This is a genomic window from Micromonospora sp. NPDC005215 (assembly GCF_040607915.1).
In the GTDB taxonomy this organism is placed as follows: Bacteria; Actinomycetota; Actinomycetes; order Mycobacteriales; family Micromonosporaceae; genus Micromonospora.
In genome coordinates, this window is sequence record NZ_JBEXHQ010000087.1 from 1 (window position 1) to 15,874 (window position 15,874).

Genomic DNA, 15,874 nt, shown 5'->3' on the forward strand with positions numbered 1-15,874 from the left:
GAGCGGTATACCTCAGAGTCATATTCATACCTCTGAGGTATACCGCTCACCAGCACATCGAGATGGCGGGCAGCCAACGCGGATGACGAGCGCCCTTCGCTGCGTCCGCAGCCCCGTCCCGAGTGAGGACTTACTCGTCTAGAGCCCCGAGCTAGACGGTCATGAGTCCGTCGCGCGGTAGAGCCGGCTGACGGTCTCGGCCACACAGACGGGCTTGCCGCCGCTGTCGCTGTCCACGGTGACCGTCGCGACCACCTGCACGCCGCCGGTCACCGGGGACACCTCGGCGATGGTGGCAGCGGCCCGGACGGCGGCGCCGACCCGCACCGGGGCGGGGAAGCGCACCCGGTTCAGCCCGTAGTTGACCCCCATCGCCACCCCCTCCACCCGGTAGAGCCGACCGGCCAGCGCCGGCAGCAGCGACAGCGTCAGGTACCCGTGGGCGATGGTCCCGCCGAACGGCCCCGCCGCGGCCCGGACCGGGTCGAGGTGGATCCACTGGTGGTCGTCGGTGGCGTCGGCGAAGAGGTCGACCCGACTCTGCTCGATCCGCTCCCACGGACCGGGGCCGAGGGTCTCGCCGACCGCGGTGGCCAGTTCCTCGAACGAGCTGAAGACTCTCATGTCAGGTCTCCCGGAGACTAGAAGGCGTTGACGCCGGTGAGCGCGCGTCCGATGAGGAGTTGCTGGATCTGGCTGGTGCCCTCGTAGAGGGTGGCGACGCGGGCGTCGCGCAGGTACTTGCCGACCGGGTACTCGTCGATGTAGCCGTACCCGCCGAAGACCTGGACCGCGTTGTTGGCCGCGCGGACGGCGGCCTCGCTGGCGAAGAGCTTGGCCATCGACGCCTCGGTGGCGAACGGCTGGTCCCGGTCGATCAGGTCGGCCACCTGCCACACCAGCAGCCGGGCGGCGGCGGTGTCCACGGCGATGGCGCTGAGCAGTTGTTGGACGAGCTGGTGCCCCGCGATGGGCTTGCCGAACTGGGTGCGCTGCCCGGCGTAGCCGACCGCCGCGTCGAGGCAGCCCTGGGCGATGCCGACGCATCCTGCAGCCACCGACATCCGGCCCTTGGCGAGGGTGGCCAGGGCCAGCCGGAACCCGCGGCCCTCGGCGCCGAGGCGGGCCGCGTCGGGGACGCGTACCTCGTCGAGGCGCAGCTCGCCGGTGGCCTGGCCGCGTAGGCCCAGCTTGCCGTGGATCTCCCGGCGGACCAGCCCCGGGCTGTCGGTGGGCACCAGAAACGCGGTGACGCCGCGGTGCCCCGGGCCGCCGGTGCGGGCGAAGACCAGCGCGACGTCGGCGGTGGTGCCGTTGGTGATGAACGTCTTGGTGCCGGTGAGCAGCCAGTCGGTGCCGTCGCGGACCGCGCGGGTCCGCAGCGCGGCCGCGTCCGAGCCGCTGTCCGGCTCGGTCAGCGCGAAGCAGCCGAGCGCGGTGCCGGCGCAGAGTCGGGGCAGCCACTCGGCCCGCTGTTCGGCCGAGCCGTGGGCGGCGATCGACTTCGCGACCAGCCCGAGTGAGACCGACACGATGCCCCGCACCGCCGAGTCGCCCCGGCCAAGCTCCTCCAGGACCAGGCAGTACGCGAGGTGGTCGCCGCCGGAACCACCGTCGCCCTCGGCGATGGTCAGCCCCAGGAAGCCCAGGTCCCCGAGCATGCCGACGATGGCCGGGTCGACCGACTCGCGCCGGTCCCAGGCGGCGGCGTGCGGCACCAGCTCGCGGTCGGCGAACTCGGCGGCCAACTGGCGGACCGCGGCCTGCTCGGCGGAGAGGGTGAGGTCCATGGCCTTCAAACTAGCGGTGATAGTTTATGCCGTCCAGAGCGGACCATCGACGGCTCACCGGTCACCGGTCGGAGGCCAGGCCGGCGTGCCGCTCGCCCGCGAACGCGCGGGCCAACTCGGTCCGCGAGCGGATGCCGAGGCGGTGGAACACGTTGCGCAGGTGATGGTCGACAGTGCGGATCGAGAGGAACATCCGGGCCGCGATCTCCCGGTTGGTGGCGCCCTCCGCGACCAGCTCCGCGATCCGCAGTTGCTGGCCGGTCAGCAGTCGCGCCGCCGGCAGGTCCGGCGGACCGACCGACTCCCCGGCGGCCCGCAGCTCCGTGGTGGCCTGCTCGGCCCAGCACGCCACGTCGAGCAGGGTGAACATCTCCCGGGCCTGGTGCAGGTGCGTACGCGCGTCGCGCGGGCGTCGGCTGCGCCGCAGTTCCTGGCCGAAGAGCAGCTCGGTCCGGGCCAGCTCGAACGTGCCGGCCTCCGTCGGGTGCAGTCGCAGCGCCGCCTGGAAGTGGCGTTCCGCCTCGGCACTGCCCCGGGGGGCGAGCAGCGCGTGGCACCGGGCGGACAGGGCCCGACGCAGCGGGCTCGCCGTGCTGCTGGCCCATCTGTCGAACACGGTGAGCGCGGCCGCGGCCGCCGGTCGGTGTGCCAGGTGCGCCGCCGCCTCCACCAGATACGGCGTCGCCATCACCTGCACCAGAACCTGACCTCGGCCGGTGCCGAGCCGGGCCAGCGACGCCAGCCGGTCCGCGGCCTCGGCGTGCCGTCCCTCGATGAGGTCGAGCACCGCCAGCGCCCACCCGGCGAGCGCGTGCGGACGGCTGCCCGGCGTCGGCCGCTCGCCGATCTCACGGATCTGCCGCAGGCTGGTGTCGCGGTCGGCCCGGATCGCGGCGAGCACGGCGAGCATGCCCAGGTGGACGTTGGCGCAGTTGACCTGGCCCGTGGCGCGGGCGACCCGCAACCCGTCGCGGGAGGTCTCGGCCGCCGCCTCGTGTCGGCCCTGCCAGTACTCGGCGATCGCCTGCAACTCCAGTGCCCGGGACAGCATGGACAACTCGCCCCGATCCCGGGCCAGCGCGACGGCACGCTCGGCGAGCCGGTGCGCCGCGCCGTCCACGGCGACCACCAGGCCGGCCGCCGCCGCACAGGTGAGCGCGGTGGGGGTCACCGCCGACCCGCTCAACCGGGCACCCAGCACGACGGCGCGGCGCAGCGTGGGGCCGGCCCGCTCGTGGTCGCCCCGCAGGGTCGCCGCCACGCCGGCGACCAGGCTGCCCATCAGCTCCATCGCCGGCGGGTCGGTCGGCCGCCGCAGGGCCAGCGCCCGCCGGCCGACCTCGGCGTACCGGTACTGGTCGCCGGCGAAGCAGACCGCCTCGCCGGCTCGTACCAGCCCGGACAACGCCAGCGCCCGGTCGGTGTCGGCCACCGCTCCGGCCGCGGCCAGCAGCCGGGCCGACGCATCTGACGCCGCGCCGCACCGCAGCTCCAACTCACCGCGCAGCAGGTCGGCGCGCCCCCGCACGGCCGGGTCCGTGGACACCGCGCGCAGGCGGTCGAGCAGCAGCCGGGCCACCTCGGGTTGCCCGCCGATCCAGGCATAGTGGGCGGCGCTCACCAGCCGGGCAGCCGTCTGGGCCGGATGATCGCTGAGGTCGGCGGCCCACCGCAGCGCCGCCGAGGCGACGGCCCAGCCGCCGGTTCCGCCCGAGGCCGCCTCCTCCAGCTCCGCGGCCAGGGCCGGATCGGCGCCTGCCGTGGCGGCGGCGAGGTGCATCGCCCGGCGCAGCCGCTGCCCGTCGGCGACCAGCACCCCGGCGAGCAGCCGGTGTGCGGCGCGGCGCTCGGCGAGTGGCGCGCTGGCCGCGATCATCGTGCGAACCAACGGCTGCGGAAAGGTGACGCCCTGCGGCTCGACGCGGACCAGGCCGGCGACCTCCGCCGGAGCGAGCGCCTCGACCTCGGTGCCGGCAGCTCCGGCGGCCCGGATCAGCGTGCCCGGCGCACCATCCTGGTCGAGCGCGGCGAGCAGCAGCATCCGCCGGGTGTCCGGCGGCAACCGATCCAGTCGGGCCCGGTACGCGCGGCCCAGCGCACCGTCCTCCGGCGGCGAGGCCGGCAGCGGCTCCTCGCCCCGCCACTGTGCCGGGCTGAGCACCTCGGCGAGGTCCACCAGTGCCTGCGGATTGCCGCCGCCGATCGCGGCCAGGGCGGTCACCACCGACGCGGCGGGCCGCTCGGGTAGCCGGTCGGTGAGGAGGGCGACGCTGCTGCGCTGGTCGAGCGGCCGGAGGCGGTGCGCCGGTACCCCGTCGACAGTGACCCCGACGTCCGCGGTGAGCAGGACGACAACCGGTAGACGCCGCAGCCGGCGGGCCACGAACGCCAGCACCTGCCCGGTCAGCGGGTCGCCCCGGTCGACGTCGTCAATGGTGACGAGCAGCGGACGGTCCCGTGCCGCGTCGGCGAGCATCCCGAGCACGGCCATCGACAGGGCCAGCCGGCGGTTGGCCGGGCAACCGTCCCCGCCCAGTGCCCGCCGGAGCAGGTCACGCTGCGGCGTTGGCAGGGCCACGGCGTGGTGCAGCACCGGGTCGAGCAGTCGTTGCAGACCCGCGTACGGCAGCGCGGCCTCCTCGGCCAGTCCGCTCGCGGCGAGCACGGCGCAGTCCTCGGCGTAGCGGTGGGCGTGGCCGACCAGCGCTGTGCGGCCTGAGCCCGGTTCACCGTGCAGCAGCAGGGCACCGCCACCGTTTGTCACGCCGTCGAGCAGGCACCGGACGGCGCGGCACTCGTCGTCCCGGCCATGCAGCACGGTTAGTTGCACTCTCGATGCAGTAACCATGCCTGCCAGTGTCACTCATCGGTAACCGAATGGAAAGAGGGGCGATATCGGGCCGAGCCGGAATCAGTCGACAGCGACCTCGGCCAGCAGCGCACCCACCGTCCGGGTCATCACGGCACGGGCCTGGTCCACGCCCAGCCCGAGGCCGTAGCGCAGCATCGACCAGGCCGGCCACATGCTCGCCGCCACCAGCGCGCTGAGCAGCTGCTCCCGACCAGGACCGGCCTGGGCCAGCTCGGCGGCGAATAGTTCCTCGACCTCCTCGCGCACCCGGTCGATGTGCTTGAGGCGGTTGCGGTGCAGTTGGTCGGAGACCGGCTCGCGCATCTGGGCGGCCCGCGCCGACGGTGCGATGAGCTGGAGCAGCCGGGCCCGCTGCCGGCAGTACGCGTCGACCCGCTTCGCCAGCGGCAACCGGGGCGAGATGGGCCGATAGGCGGCGTCCTGCTGGCGGAGCACCTCCGCGCCGCTGGCCTCGAAGAGCGTCTCCATGTCCTTGAAGTTGGTCCAGAGCGTCCGCAGCGAGATGCCGGCCCGCTCGGCGATACGTTCCCCGGTCGGGCGCAGGTCCCCCTCGCCGATGAGCGCGAGGTGAGCCTCGACGATGGCCGCCCGGGTGCGCTCGGCCCGAGCGGTACGCCCGTCGACCCGGCTCGCGACCTCGACCCCGTCCATCCGTCCCCGCCCTCTCACCGCCACGGCGCCTCCCGACGCACCGCCGAGTCTAGACAGGCGGTGATCAGCGAACCCGGGCCGACCGCCGGCGTGCTCATCCGGCCCGACCGGTCAGCGCGACGCCACCGTCACAGACGACGGTCCGCCCGGTGCTCCACGTGACGGCGACCCGATCCACGAGCCGGCCCGAATATGCATTCACGGTGCAAATAGTAGGAGCGCTGATCGGTGTCGGTCAACGCCTCGGACCAACGCCCGGCACACCGCGTCGTCGGACCGCGCGCAGCCGTCCGACCGGGCGTGGTCACGCGGAGACCACGCCCGGTCGGGCGGCGGAGGTACGGGTCCTCAGGAGACGGTCGGCACCCCGTTCGCCGGTGGCACGGCCGGGGCGGCGGTGTACTCGTTGACCGGCCCGTCCGCCTCGTCGGTCTCGTACGCCGGCCCGAAGTAGCTCTGCACTCCCCCGCTCACCCGGCTCAGCCGCTGACCGCCGTACCCGGAGTGGTCCTTGGCGGAGAAGCGCAGCGGCACGAGCCCGGGGCCCTGGAAGCCGCCCTTCTGCACGGCCTCCAGCACCTTCTCCCGGGTGACATCCTTACCGGCGGCGAGCAACGTCTGCACGAAGAGGTAACCGACCGACATGCCGTAGACGGTGTTGCCGTCGAACGGCGCGTCCCCGTTGTGCTCCTTGTTGATCCTGGTGAAGAGCTGGATCCACGGGTTCGCTGTGTCGTTCTGCATCGGCAGGTAGTTGGTGCCCACCATGCCCTCCAGCAGCGGGGCGGCGGCGCCGAGCTGCTTGGCCAGGGTCGGGTGGTCGGCGCCGACGTTGGAGACCAGCCACTGCGCCTTGAAGCCCAGCCGCGCGGCGGTGCCGACGGAGAGCGCGGTGAAGCCGGGCACTGTGGCGAGCACGACGACCTGGCACCCGGCCGCCTTGAACGCGCCGATCTGCGGCGCCACGTTGGTGTTGCTGGTGACGTAGGTCTGCTTGACCGCGACCGCCCCAGCGCCGAGCACCTTCTCCACACCGGCCAGGCTGTCCCGGCCGAAGTCGTCGTCCTGGCCGAGGAAGCAGACCTTCTGGCCGGCCAGGTTCGCCTTCGCGTAGGTGGCCAGGATCTTGCCCTCGACCGTGTAGTCCGGGTTGAACCCGAACGTGCCGGGATACTTGTCCGGCTGGTCCCAGCTGCGGCTGCCGGAGGCGACGAAGAGGTCCGGCACCCGGTTGCTCTTCAGGAAGTCGAGCACCCCGGTGTGCGTCGGCGTGCCGAGACCGTTGAGGACGGCGAAGACCTTGTCCTGCAGGACGAGCTGGCGCACCACCTGCTGGGTGTTCGCCGGGTTGTAGCCGTCGTCCATGATCTTGTAGGTGATCTTCCGACCGTGCACGCCGCCGTTGGCGTTGACGTAGTCGAAGTACGCCTTCGTCGCGGGGGCGATCTTCGAGTAGCCGGCCGAGGCCGGCCCGGTCAGCGGCATGTGGGTGCCGACGACGATCTCGGTGTCGGTGACGCCCGGCACCGATGCCCCGCCGGGACCGGAGCCGTCGTCCCCGCTGCAACCAGCGGCGGCGGCCAACAGGGCGATGGTGCTGGCGATCGCGAGACCACGTTGTGCCAAACGGTGCATGGAGAACACCGACCTTTCTCGGTCCGGTTCTGAGGGAACGGTGTGGGTGGTGGAACGCCCGACCGGGGCCGGGCACGGAGCAGCTCAGGAACGCCGGGCCCGCAGGCGCCGACCAAGACGGGACAGCAGTCCCTGTACGCCACCGGGTGCGGCGATCATGACGACGATCAGGGTGAGGCCGAAGATCGCCAGCGGCAGGTTTCCCTCCAGCCGCTGCGCCACCGCGGGCGAGAGCGTGAGCAGCTCGGTCGCGGAGTGGGTGAGGTCGGGCAGGGCGACAAGCAGGACGGCCCCCCAGAGCGCGCCGGTGAGCCGGCCGAGACCGCCGATCACCACGGCCATCAGCAGGAACAGCGACAGGGTCAGCGAGAACGCCCCGGGCGAGACGCTCTGCGCGAGCACCGCCAGCAACGCGCCGCCGAGCCCGGCGGTGGCGGCACTGACCACGAACGCGAGGACCTGGGTACGGGCCACGTGGATGCCGGCGAGACGGGCCGCCACCTCGTCGTCCCGCACCGCGCGGAAGGTACGTCCGTACCGGCTGCTGATGAGGTTGGCCAGCAGCAGCAGCGCGAGCAGGGTGGCCGCGCCGGTGAGCCAGAGCTGCCACCGCTCGTAGGGGAAGTACGGGCCGAGCGACATCGGCGGCGGCTCCACCGGCACCGACAGCCCCTGCTCGCCGTTGAACACGCCGTCGAAGGTGACGGCCAGCGCCGGCACGACGACGGCCACCGCGAGGGTCACCCCGGCCAGGTAGGGACCGCGCAGCCGGGCCGCCGCCACCCCGACCACCGCGCCGACCGCGACAGTGCTGACGATCGCCGCGCCCAGCGAGAGCGGCAACAGCCAGCCGCCGGTCAGCCCCCGGTCGGCGAACGCGTTCTGGCACAGCGCCACTGTGTACGCCCCGGTGGCCATCAACGCGCCGTGCCCGAGCGACAGCTGACCGTTGAGTCCGGTGAGGACGGTCAGGCCGGCGGTCGCGCAGAGGTAGGCGGCCACCGTGGCGAGCTGGAAGTTACGGAACGGCTCGACGGCGTAGCTGACCCCGACCAGCAGCAGCCCGACGACGAGCACGATCGCGAGGTGGCGCAGCACTGTCGAGCCGCGTCGCCGGTCGACGGGTCGGCCCACGTCGACGAGCTGCTGTTTCGGCGGCACTGCCGCCCTCGTGGCGCTCACACCCGCCTCGCCGCGACCGGGGCGAACAGCCCACCGGGCCGGACCAGCAGCACCGCCAGCAGCAGGACCAGCACCGCGAGCGGCGTCAGGTCGCTGCCGGCGTAACCGCTCACATAGGAGAGCAGCAGACCCACCACCAGGCCGCCGACCACCGCCCCCGGTGGGCTGTCCAGCCCACCGACCACCGCCGCGGTGAACGCCGAGACGAACACCAGGTCCATCGCGTGCGGGTGCAGGCCCAGCTCGGTCGGGAGGACCAGCATGGCGGCCAGCGCGCCCACCCCGGAGGCCAGTGCCCAGCCGAGGGTCAACATGCCACCGACGTTGACCCCGAGCAGCCGGGACACCTCGGGGGCGAAGGCCGCCGCGCGCATCCGCAACCCGACCGGGGTACGGGCGAACATCCAGGCCAGGCCGCTGACCACCACCGCGATCGTGGCGAAGACGAACAGGTCGTACGGCGACAGCACGGCCACCCCGCCGACGGTGAGCGCGGACCGACTGAACGGCGCCTCGGCCGGGCGGAACTCGTTGCCGTACACGATGCCCAGCACGGCCTGGATCAACAGGACCAGCCCGAGCGCGACGATCACGGGGTTGAGCGGTGCGGCGTGGTCGACGTGCCGCATCACGACGCGGTCCACAAGCGCGCCGAGCAGCAGCCCGGCGACGATCGCCACCACGAAGCCCAGCCAGTAGGAGCCGGTCGCGGTGCTGACGGTGTAGGCGACGTAGGCGGCGGCGACGGCCATCGCGCCCTGGGCGAAGTTGACGACCCGCGCCGCCCGCCAGATGAGCACCAGGGCCAGCGCGAACGCGGCGTACACCGCGCCCCGGGACAGGCCGTCGATGGTGAGGAAGACGAAGCGGTCCAACAGTCCTCCCTCCGGGGGACGAGGTGGTGGTCAGAAACCGAGGTACGCGTGGCGCAGGTCGACGTCGTCGCGCAGCTGCGCCGCCGGGGCGGCGACCACCACCCGGCCGAGGGACATCACGACGCCCTGGTCGGCGACGGCGAGCGCGCTGCGCACGTTCTGCTCGACCAGCAGGACGGTCAGGCCGGTGCGGTCGCGCAGCTGGCGGAGCAGGGCCATGGTCCGGGCGACGACCCGTGGCGCCAGGCCGAGCGACGGCTCGTCGAGCAGCAGCAGGCGGGGTCGGCCGACGAGGGCCCGGCCGAGCGCGAGCATCTGCCGCTCACCGCCGGAGAGCTGGTGGCCGAGGTGCCGGCGGCGTCGGGCCAGCGGCTCGAAGAGTTCGTAGACCTCGTCGAGGGCGCGCCCCGCGTCGGCCCGGTCGCGCCGCCACAACCCGCCGAGCCGCAGGTTCTCGTCGACAGTCAGCTCACTGATCACGCCCCGCCCCTCCGGGACGTGCGCCATGCCGCGTCGGACGAGCTGCTCCACCGGCGTACCGCGCAGGTCCTCTCCGGCGAGGAGCACCTGGCCGGCGGCCGGGCGGATCATGCCGGAGAGCGCGCGTAGCAGGGTGGTCTTGCCGGCGCCGTTGGCGCCGACGACCGCGGCGATGGTGCCGGCCGCGACGGTGAGGTCGATGGCCCGCAGCACGGGCGCGGCACCGTAACCGGCCACCAGCCCGCGCACGACGAGCAGGTCGGTCGCGCTCACGCCCTACCGCCTTTCGATCGCGACTGCGGGGCTCGCAAACCCGGCTCACTCCTCGCGCTCACGGGGCGACCTCCTCGACGGTGGCACCGAGGTAGGCGTCGGTGACCGCCGGGTCGTCGCGGATCTCGTCCGGGGTGCCGGCGGCGATGACCCGGCCGAAGTCGAGCACCACGAGTTCGTCGCAGACCGCCATCACCAGGTCCATGTGGTGCTCGACGAGCAGCACCGCACAGGGGTCGTCGTCGCGCCGGGGAAGTTGCCGGACCAGCTCGGCCAGCTCGGCGATGTCGTCGCCGCCGAGGCCACCGGCGGGCTCGTCGAGCAGCAGCAGCCGGGGCCGGGCGGCGAGCGCGCGGGCCAGGGCGACCCGCTGGCGTACGGCGAAGGGCAGGGTGGTCGGCGCGGCCTCGGCGTGCTCGGCGATCCCCAGGTCGTCGAGGATGTCCAGGGCGTGCCGACGCAGCCGGCGCTCGTCGCGGTCGCTGGCCGGCAGCCCGAGCAGCGCCGGGACGAAGCCCGCCCGGGCGGTGTGCGAGGCGCCGGTCATCACGTTCTCCAGCACGGTCAGACCGGCGAAGAGCCCGGTCCCCTGGAGGGTCCGGGCGATGCCGAGCCGGGTCAGCCGGTGCGGCAGTGGTCGCAGCGGTCGGCCGTCGAGGGTGAGCGAGCCCGTCTCCGGAGCGACGAACCCACAGATCACGTTGAACAGCGTGGTCTTGCCGGCGCCGTTGGGCCCGATCACGCCCACCACCCGGTGGGGTGGCACCCGCAGGGACACGTCGTCGAGGGCGGTGAGGCCGCCGAAACGGACGCCGATGTGGTGCAGTTCGAGGCCGCGCTCCATCACCCATCCCTCTGTCGTGGCGGGTGTTTATTTACACTCGCAGTGTACGTTTCTCGGGTATCGCGTCAAGACCTTCGATACCTCGCCGTACCCGCCGACGGGGCGGTCGCCACCGGCGACCGCCCCGCGACCACGCTCAGACGCTGGGACAGGTGTTGCGATACTCCTCGATCTGCGAACCACTCGGGCCGGGGCACAGGAACTGCTCGTAGCGGGTGTCGTCGTCGACGAACCGCTTCAACCAGGCCACCATCTGCCGGGCGGTCGGCGTGTTCGTCGTCTGCGGGAAGAAGTGGCTCGCGCCGTTCAGCTCCAGGTACGCCTTCTCGGCGGACGCCGGGATGCTGTTGTAGAACGGCACCGAGTGCGACGAGACCGGCGCGACGGTGTCGCTCTCGCCACCGATGATCAGCGTGGGCACCCGCAGCTCGGACCAGCTCTTGTCGGTGTTCCACGGTGCGAGCGGCACCGCGGCCTGCAACGACGGCCGCGACGAGGCCGCCTCCAGGGTGCCCCCGCCGCCCATCGAGTGGCCGGCCACCGCGAGTCGACTGCTGTCGATCCGGGTACGCACCGAGCTGCGCTGGGTGAGGTAGTCCAACGCGGCGAGCAACTGCCGGCCCCGGCTGTCCGGCTGGTCCAGCCGGCTGTTCGTCTCGATGCCGATCACCACGAACCCGTGCGAGGCGAGCCGCGGCCCCAGCCAGCTGATGCTGGACCAGGCCGCGGTGTAGCCGGGCGAGATGGCGATGGCGCCGAAGGTGCCCTCGCTGGTGCTTGTCGGGTAGTAGATGACGCCGCCGCCGAAGCCGGTGACGCTCAGCGACGACACGCTCTGCGAGGCGGTGGCGAACGGGCCGCGGCTGGCCTCCAGGATCGCGGTGGTCGGGGCGGGGCCCCGCTCGTACGGGCCCGCGGCCTGGGCGGCACCGGTCGGGCCGGCGAGTACGCCACCGGCGACCAGGACGGCGGCCACCGCGAGCCGGGCTGCGACGGAACGGGGACGGGTGGTGGTTGGTGAGGACACGTCGGGCACTCCCTAGGGTCGAGGGATATCGACGTACGTCAGTTTTGGCCGGTCCACCGGTCCGCGCATCGGCGAAATCACCAGTTCCGGCGCAGGTTGCCGGGATCGGTCGTGTTTCGACCCTCTGACCAGGGGTAGCAGGGCAAGCGCCGGCCCGCACACGCGCCATGGAGAGGTTCATTCAGTGGATTCCAGCAAGCCCGCCGAGGCGGTCAAGAACGCCGTGAAGACCGCCTCAGGAAAGATCGCCGACGCCCTCACCCCGGATGTCCCCGGTGCGCCGGGGAGCGCGCCACCGCCCCTCGCGGAGCCGACGACGCCGCACGACCCGCTGCCACCGAAGCCGGAGCAGGGGGCACCGCAGACGCGGACGCCGACCGGCGCGGAGACCGGAGCGCCGCCGACCGCGAAGGGTCAGCAGGGCGCCTACCTGACGACCGCGAACGGGGCGCGGCTGCGCGACACCGACCACTCGCTCAAGGCCGGCCCGCGCGGCCCGGTGCTGCTCCAGGACCACCACCTACGCGAGAAGATCACGCACTTCGACCACGAGCGCATCCCGGAGCGTGTGGTGCACGCCCGGGGCGCCGGTGCGCACGGTGTGTTCACCGCGTACGGCACCGCCGAGGCGGTCACCAGGGCCGGCTTCCTCAAGAAGGGGCACGAGACCGACGTCTTCGTGCGCTTCTCCACAGTGCTCGGCTCGCGGGGTTCGGCCGACACGGTCCGCGACACCCGCGGCTTCGCGACGAAGTTCTACACCGACGAGGGCACCTTCGACCTGGTCGGCAACAACATTCCGGTCTTCTTCATCCAGGACGCGATCAAGTTCCCGGACATCATCCACGCCGGCAAGCCGCACCCGGACCGGGAGATCCCCCAGGCACAGAGCGCCCACGACACCTTCTGGGACTTCGTGTCGCTGCACACCGAGGCGCAGCACCACACCATCTGGAACATGTCCGACCGGGGCATCCCGCGCTCGTACCGGACGATGGAGGGCTTCGGTGTGCACACCTTCCGCCTCGTCAACGAGGCCGGGGAGACGGTGCTGGCCAAGTTCCACTGGAAGCCCAAGCTGGGCGTGCACTCGCTGACCTGGGAGGAGGCCCAGCTGCTCGGGGGCATCGACCCGGACTTCCACCGGCGCGACCTCTACGACGCGATCGAGGCCGGGGCGTACCCCGAGTGGGAGCTCGGCATCCAGGTCTTCCCGGACACCCCGGAGGAGACCTTCGACGGCATCGACCTGCTGGACCCGACGAAGATCGTCCCGGAGGAGCTGGCCGAGGTGCAGCCGATCGGGAAGCTGGTGCTCAACCGGACGCCGACGAACTTCTTCGCCGAGACCGAGCAGGTCGCCTTCCACCTGGGCCACCTGCCGCCGGGCATCGACGTGACGAACGACCCGCTGTTGCAGGGCCGACTCTTCTCCTACGTCGACACGCAGCTCACCCGCCTGGGCGGGCCCAACTTCACGCAGATCCCGATCAACCGCCCGCACGCCGCCGTGAACGACATGCTGCGCGACGGCTTCCACCAGCACGCCGTGCACGCCGGCGTCGCCCCGTACCGGCCGAACTCACTCGACGGCGGCAACCCGTTCCCCGCCGGGGACGCCGAGCACGCGTTCGTCGACGTGCCGGTCACTGTCGCGCAGGCGCCGAAGGTACGCGCCAACCCGGCCTCGTTCGACGACCACTACAGCCAGGTACGCCTGTTCTGGTCGAGCATGACGCCGGTCGAGAAGGAGCACATCATCCGGGCGTACACCTTCGAGCTGGGCAAGTGCTACCACCAGGCGATCAAGGAGCGCCAGCTCCAGTGCCTCGCCAACATCGACCCGGTGCTCTGCGCGGAGGTCGCCACCGGGCTGGGTCTGCCCGCCCCGCAGCCGACCGTACCGCTCGCCGACGTCACGCCCAGCCCGGCGCTGTCGCAGGTCGGCCGGGAGTGGCCGAGTGACGGTCGGATGATCGGCATCGTCGTCGACCCCGACGGTGACCTGGACGGCGTCGACGAGGTCCGGCGGGCCGTGTTTGACGCCGGCATGGTGCCGCTGCTGATCGCCCCGCATGGCGGCATGGTGGGCGACCTGCCGGTGCAGCGCACCTTCGCCACCGGCCGGTCCGTCGAGTTCGACGCGGTCCTGCTGGCCGGAGCGCCGGCGCCCGCCCCGGATGCTCTCCCCGCCCGCGACGCCAAGGCGGGTAGGCCGGGGCCGGCCGCCGTCGATCCCCGCGTGCTGCTCCTCGTCGAGGAGTGCTGGCGGCACGCCAAGGCGGTTGGCGCCTGGGGCGCTGGCGTCACAGTGCTGGAGCAGGCCGGGGTGGCCGGCACGCCCGGCGTCGTGACCGCGGATTCGGGTGCCGAGGCGCTGGCCGCCGTGCAGCAGTTGATGGCCGCGCACCGGGTGTGGGAGAGGTTCCCCGCCACTGTCGCCTGACCCGCATGCCGAGGGCTGCCCTCCCCCGCACCGGGAGGGCAGCCCCTCGGGCAATCCCGGGGCCTGCGCGTTCGTGGTGCGTCCCGACCCGCGGAACAGCAGCCTCGGTCCGGCTCTCGCCGTCAACTCCGGGTCCAGCGCAGGTCGTTCGTAGCGGCGCCGCAGCCGCGCTGTTCGATCGGCGCGCCGACCGCGGTGCTCTGGTCGACGGCCAGGCCGAAGTCGGTGAGCACGATCCGGCCGTCCGCGCCGACGAGGATGTTCGCGGGTTTGACGTCGCGATGCATGATGCCGGCGCGGTGGGCGGCGCGGAGCGCGCCGAGCACGGCCAGCCCGATGGCAGCCGCCCGCACCGGTGGGATCGGGCCGCCGGTGGTGATGGCGTCGTGCAGCGAACGGGACGGCACGTACTCCATCACGATCTGCGGATCACCGTCGCCGCTCAGCAGCACGTCGAAGACCCGGACGACGTTGACGTGGTCGAGCTGCGCGATCGCCCGAGCCTCCCGAAGTGACCGGATCCGCAATTCCTGTCCCGTTGCAGCATTCGGTCGCGGGCTTTCCACACTCGACCCATTCCGCCCTGGCCGAGAAGCCCAACGACGTCATGCCGATCGGTAACAAGTAGCGGTAACATCTGCGGCACCCGGAGAGGCTACCTGGCGCGCCGTGCGAACAATTTTGGGCAGTCGGAGCCGACGCTTATGTGATCTGCCTCATCAGGAATTGGCCATGTGTTCACAGTGGCCACCCGCCGCGTCGTCGCGGAGTCAGCCGATGTCTGTCAACCGTGGCAGCACCTCGTCGCCGAGCCGCTGGGCGAACTCGACAGGGTGCCGATCCGGTGTCACCTGCACCTCGCTCACACCGAGCGCGGCGTAGTCGGACACCTCGGCGAGGAACGCGTCGGTGTCGTCCAGCGGCGAACGGTGGGCCACCACCGTCTTCTCGATGGTGTCGTAGTCGCGGCCCTCGGTGGCGCAGTGCCCGCGCAGCACATCCAGCTTGCGCGCCACGTCGTCGGCACCGCCGCGGCCGAACAGGTTGCAGGCGTCGGCATAGCGCGCCACCAGCAGCAGCGTCTTCTTCTCGCCCCCGCCACCGATCATGATGGGCGGGTGCGGGCGGCTCAACGGCTGGGGGGAGTTGATGGTCTCGGCGAGCCGGTAGTGCCGTCCGTCGAACGGGCCGTCATCGTCACTCCACATCTGCAGGCAGATGCGCAGCGTCTCCTCCAGCCGCTCGAACCGCTCGGCCACCGGGACCACCGGCACGCCCAGCCCGAGCTGCTCCCGCTCGTACCAGGAGGCGCCGATGCCGAGGCGGGCCCGGCCGCCGGAGAGCACGTCGAGGGTCGTCACGGTCTTGGCCAGCAACCCCGGGTACCGGTACATCACACCGGTGACCAGCACGCCCAGCGTCATCCGCTGGGTCTTCGCCGCGACGTAGGCCAGCGTGGTGTACGCCTCCAGCATCGGCTCCTCGGCCGCGAACACCGCGTCCATCTGGAAGAAGTGGTCCATCACCGTGAACGACGCGACGCCGGCCTGCTCGGCGGTGGTCGCCGCCTGCGCCAACGTGGGCGCGATCGCGGTCGGATCGGCCGGGGTCGAGTAGTTCCAGTAGTGCAGCCCGAGCTTCATGTCGGCACCTCCGCAACGAGCCTAGACGAGTAAGTCCTAACGGCCCCGAGGCTGGGGGCAAAGACGAAGGGTGTCCTTCTGGCCGCACTTTACGTGAAGGGTTGTCGACTCGACACCTGTGGAATTGCGGCCGGTTCTGACCGCTGTCCTCGAACA

12 protein-coding genes and 1 pseudogene are annotated in these 15,874 nt (G+C 72.2%); 1 reads left to right on the forward strand and 12 read right to left on the reverse strand.

The window, feature by feature from the left end; all coding sequences use genetic code 11:
- Positions 1-159: 159 nt before the first annotated feature.
- From ABZU25_RS33740 to ABZU25_RS33785, 10 genes are all read right to left on the reverse strand, one after another.
- On the reverse strand, positions 160-624 hold the full coding sequence (locus ABZU25_RS33740) for a MaoC family dehydratase (RefSeq protein ID WP_355033416.1): 465 nt from the start codon (positions 622-624) through the stop codon (positions 160-162).
- A 17-nt stretch (positions 625-641) separates the two neighbouring features.
- Positions 642-1,790 (reverse strand): acyl-CoA dehydrogenase family protein, encoded by a 1,149-nt coding sequence (locus ABZU25_RS33745; protein WP_355033417.1) that lies wholly within the window; start codon positions 1,788-1,790, stop codon positions 642-644.
- A 61-nt stretch (positions 1,791-1,851) separates the two neighbouring features.
- Complete coding sequence (locus tag ABZU25_RS33750; protein WP_355033418.1) at positions 1,852-4,638, reverse strand: AAA family ATPase; 2,787 nt, start codon at positions 4,636-4,638, stop codon at positions 1,852-1,854.
- 63 nt (positions 4,639-4,701) lie between these two features.
- Entirely contained in the window at positions 4,702-5,313 is a 612-nt protein-coding gene (locus ABZU25_RS33755; RefSeq protein WP_355033419.1) for a TetR/AcrR family transcriptional regulator, read from the reverse strand.
- Positions 5,314-5,661: 348 nt separating this feature from the next.
- Positions 5,662-6,948, reverse strand: coding sequence for an ABC transporter substrate-binding protein (locus ABZU25_RS33760; RefSeq protein WP_355033420.1), 1,287 nt, complete (start codon positions 6,946-6,948; stop codon positions 5,662-5,664).
- An 84-nt stretch (positions 6,949-7,032) separates the two neighbouring features.
- A complete protein-coding gene (locus ABZU25_RS33765) occupies positions 7,033-8,130 on the reverse strand; it encodes a branched-chain amino acid ABC transporter permease (protein WP_355033421.1) in 1,098 nt (365 codons plus the stop codon).
- Positions 8,127-9,005 carry a branched-chain amino acid ABC transporter permease gene (locus tag ABZU25_RS33770; protein WP_355033422.1) on the reverse strand — a complete coding sequence of 293 codons (879 nt, stop codon included), beginning with the start codon at positions 9,003-9,005 and terminating at the stop codon, positions 8,127-8,129. Before ABZU25_RS33770 ends, ABZU25_RS33765 begins: the two co-directional genes overlap by 4 nt.
- Before the next feature lie 30 nt (positions 9,006-9,035).
- Entirely contained in the window at positions 9,036-9,758 is a 723-nt protein-coding gene (locus ABZU25_RS33775) for an ABC transporter ATP-binding protein (RefSeq protein ID WP_355033423.1), read from the reverse strand.
- Between the two features lie 58 nt (positions 9,759-9,816).
- On the reverse strand, positions 9,817-10,602 hold the full coding sequence (locus ABZU25_RS33780) for an ATP-binding cassette domain-containing protein (RefSeq protein ID WP_355033424.1): 786 nt from the start codon (positions 10,600-10,602) through the stop codon (positions 9,817-9,819).
- Between the two features lie 136 nt (positions 10,603-10,738).
- Positions 10,739-11,629 carry an alpha/beta hydrolase gene (locus ABZU25_RS33785; protein ID WP_355033425.1) on the reverse strand — a complete coding sequence of 297 codons (891 nt, stop codon included), beginning with the start codon at positions 11,627-11,629 and terminating at the stop codon, positions 10,739-10,741.
- Between the two features lie 184 nt (positions 11,630-11,813).
- Between ABZU25_RS33785 and ABZU25_RS33790 the strand changes: the two genes are divergently transcribed.
- On the forward strand, positions 11,814-14,075 hold the full coding sequence (locus tag ABZU25_RS33790) for a catalase (RefSeq protein ID WP_355033426.1): 2,262 nt from the start codon (positions 11,814-11,816) through the stop codon (positions 14,073-14,075).
- A 209-nt stretch (positions 14,076-14,284) separates the two neighbouring features.
- Here the strand turns inward: ABZU25_RS33790 and ABZU25_RS33795 are convergent.
- Positions 14,285-14,712: pseudogene (locus ABZU25_RS33795) on the reverse strand (serine/threonine-protein kinase); the annotation flags it as partial.
- Between the two features lie 133 nt (positions 14,713-14,845).
- Positions 14,846-15,718, reverse strand: a complete 873-nt coding sequence (locus ABZU25_RS33800; protein WP_355033427.1) for an LLM class F420-dependent oxidoreductase — start codon at positions 15,716-15,718, stop codon at positions 14,846-14,848.
- Positions 15,719-15,874: the final 156 nt, after the last annotated feature.

Coding starts and splice junctions, on each gene's coding strand:
- ABZU25_RS33740 (WP_355033416.1), bottom strand. CDS start 624: ATGAGAGTCTTCAGCTCGTTCGAGGAACTGGCCACCGCGGTCGGCGAG.
- ABZU25_RS33750 (WP_355033418.1), bottom strand. CDS start 4,638: ATGGTTACTGCATCGAGAGTGCAACTAACCGTGCTGCATGGCCGGGAC.
- ABZU25_RS33760 (WP_355033420.1), bottom strand. CDS start 6,948: ATGCACCGTTTGGCACAACGTGGTCTCGCGATCGCCAGCACCATCGCC.
- ABZU25_RS33800 (WP_355033427.1), bottom strand. CDS start 15,718: ATGAAGCTCGGGCTGCACTACTGGAACTACTCGACCCCGGCCGATCCG.
- ABZU25_RS33755 (WP_355033419.1), bottom strand. CDS start 5,313: ATGGACGGGGTCGAGGTCGCGAGCCGGGTCGACGGGCGTACCGCTCGG.
- ABZU25_RS33780 (WP_355033424.1), bottom strand. CDS start 10,602: ATGGAGCGCGGCCTCGAACTGCACCACATCGGCGTCCGTTTCGGCGGC.
- ABZU25_RS33745 (WP_355033417.1), bottom strand. CDS start 1,790: ATGGACCTCACCCTCTCCGCCGAGCAGGCCGCGGTCCGCCAGTTGGCC.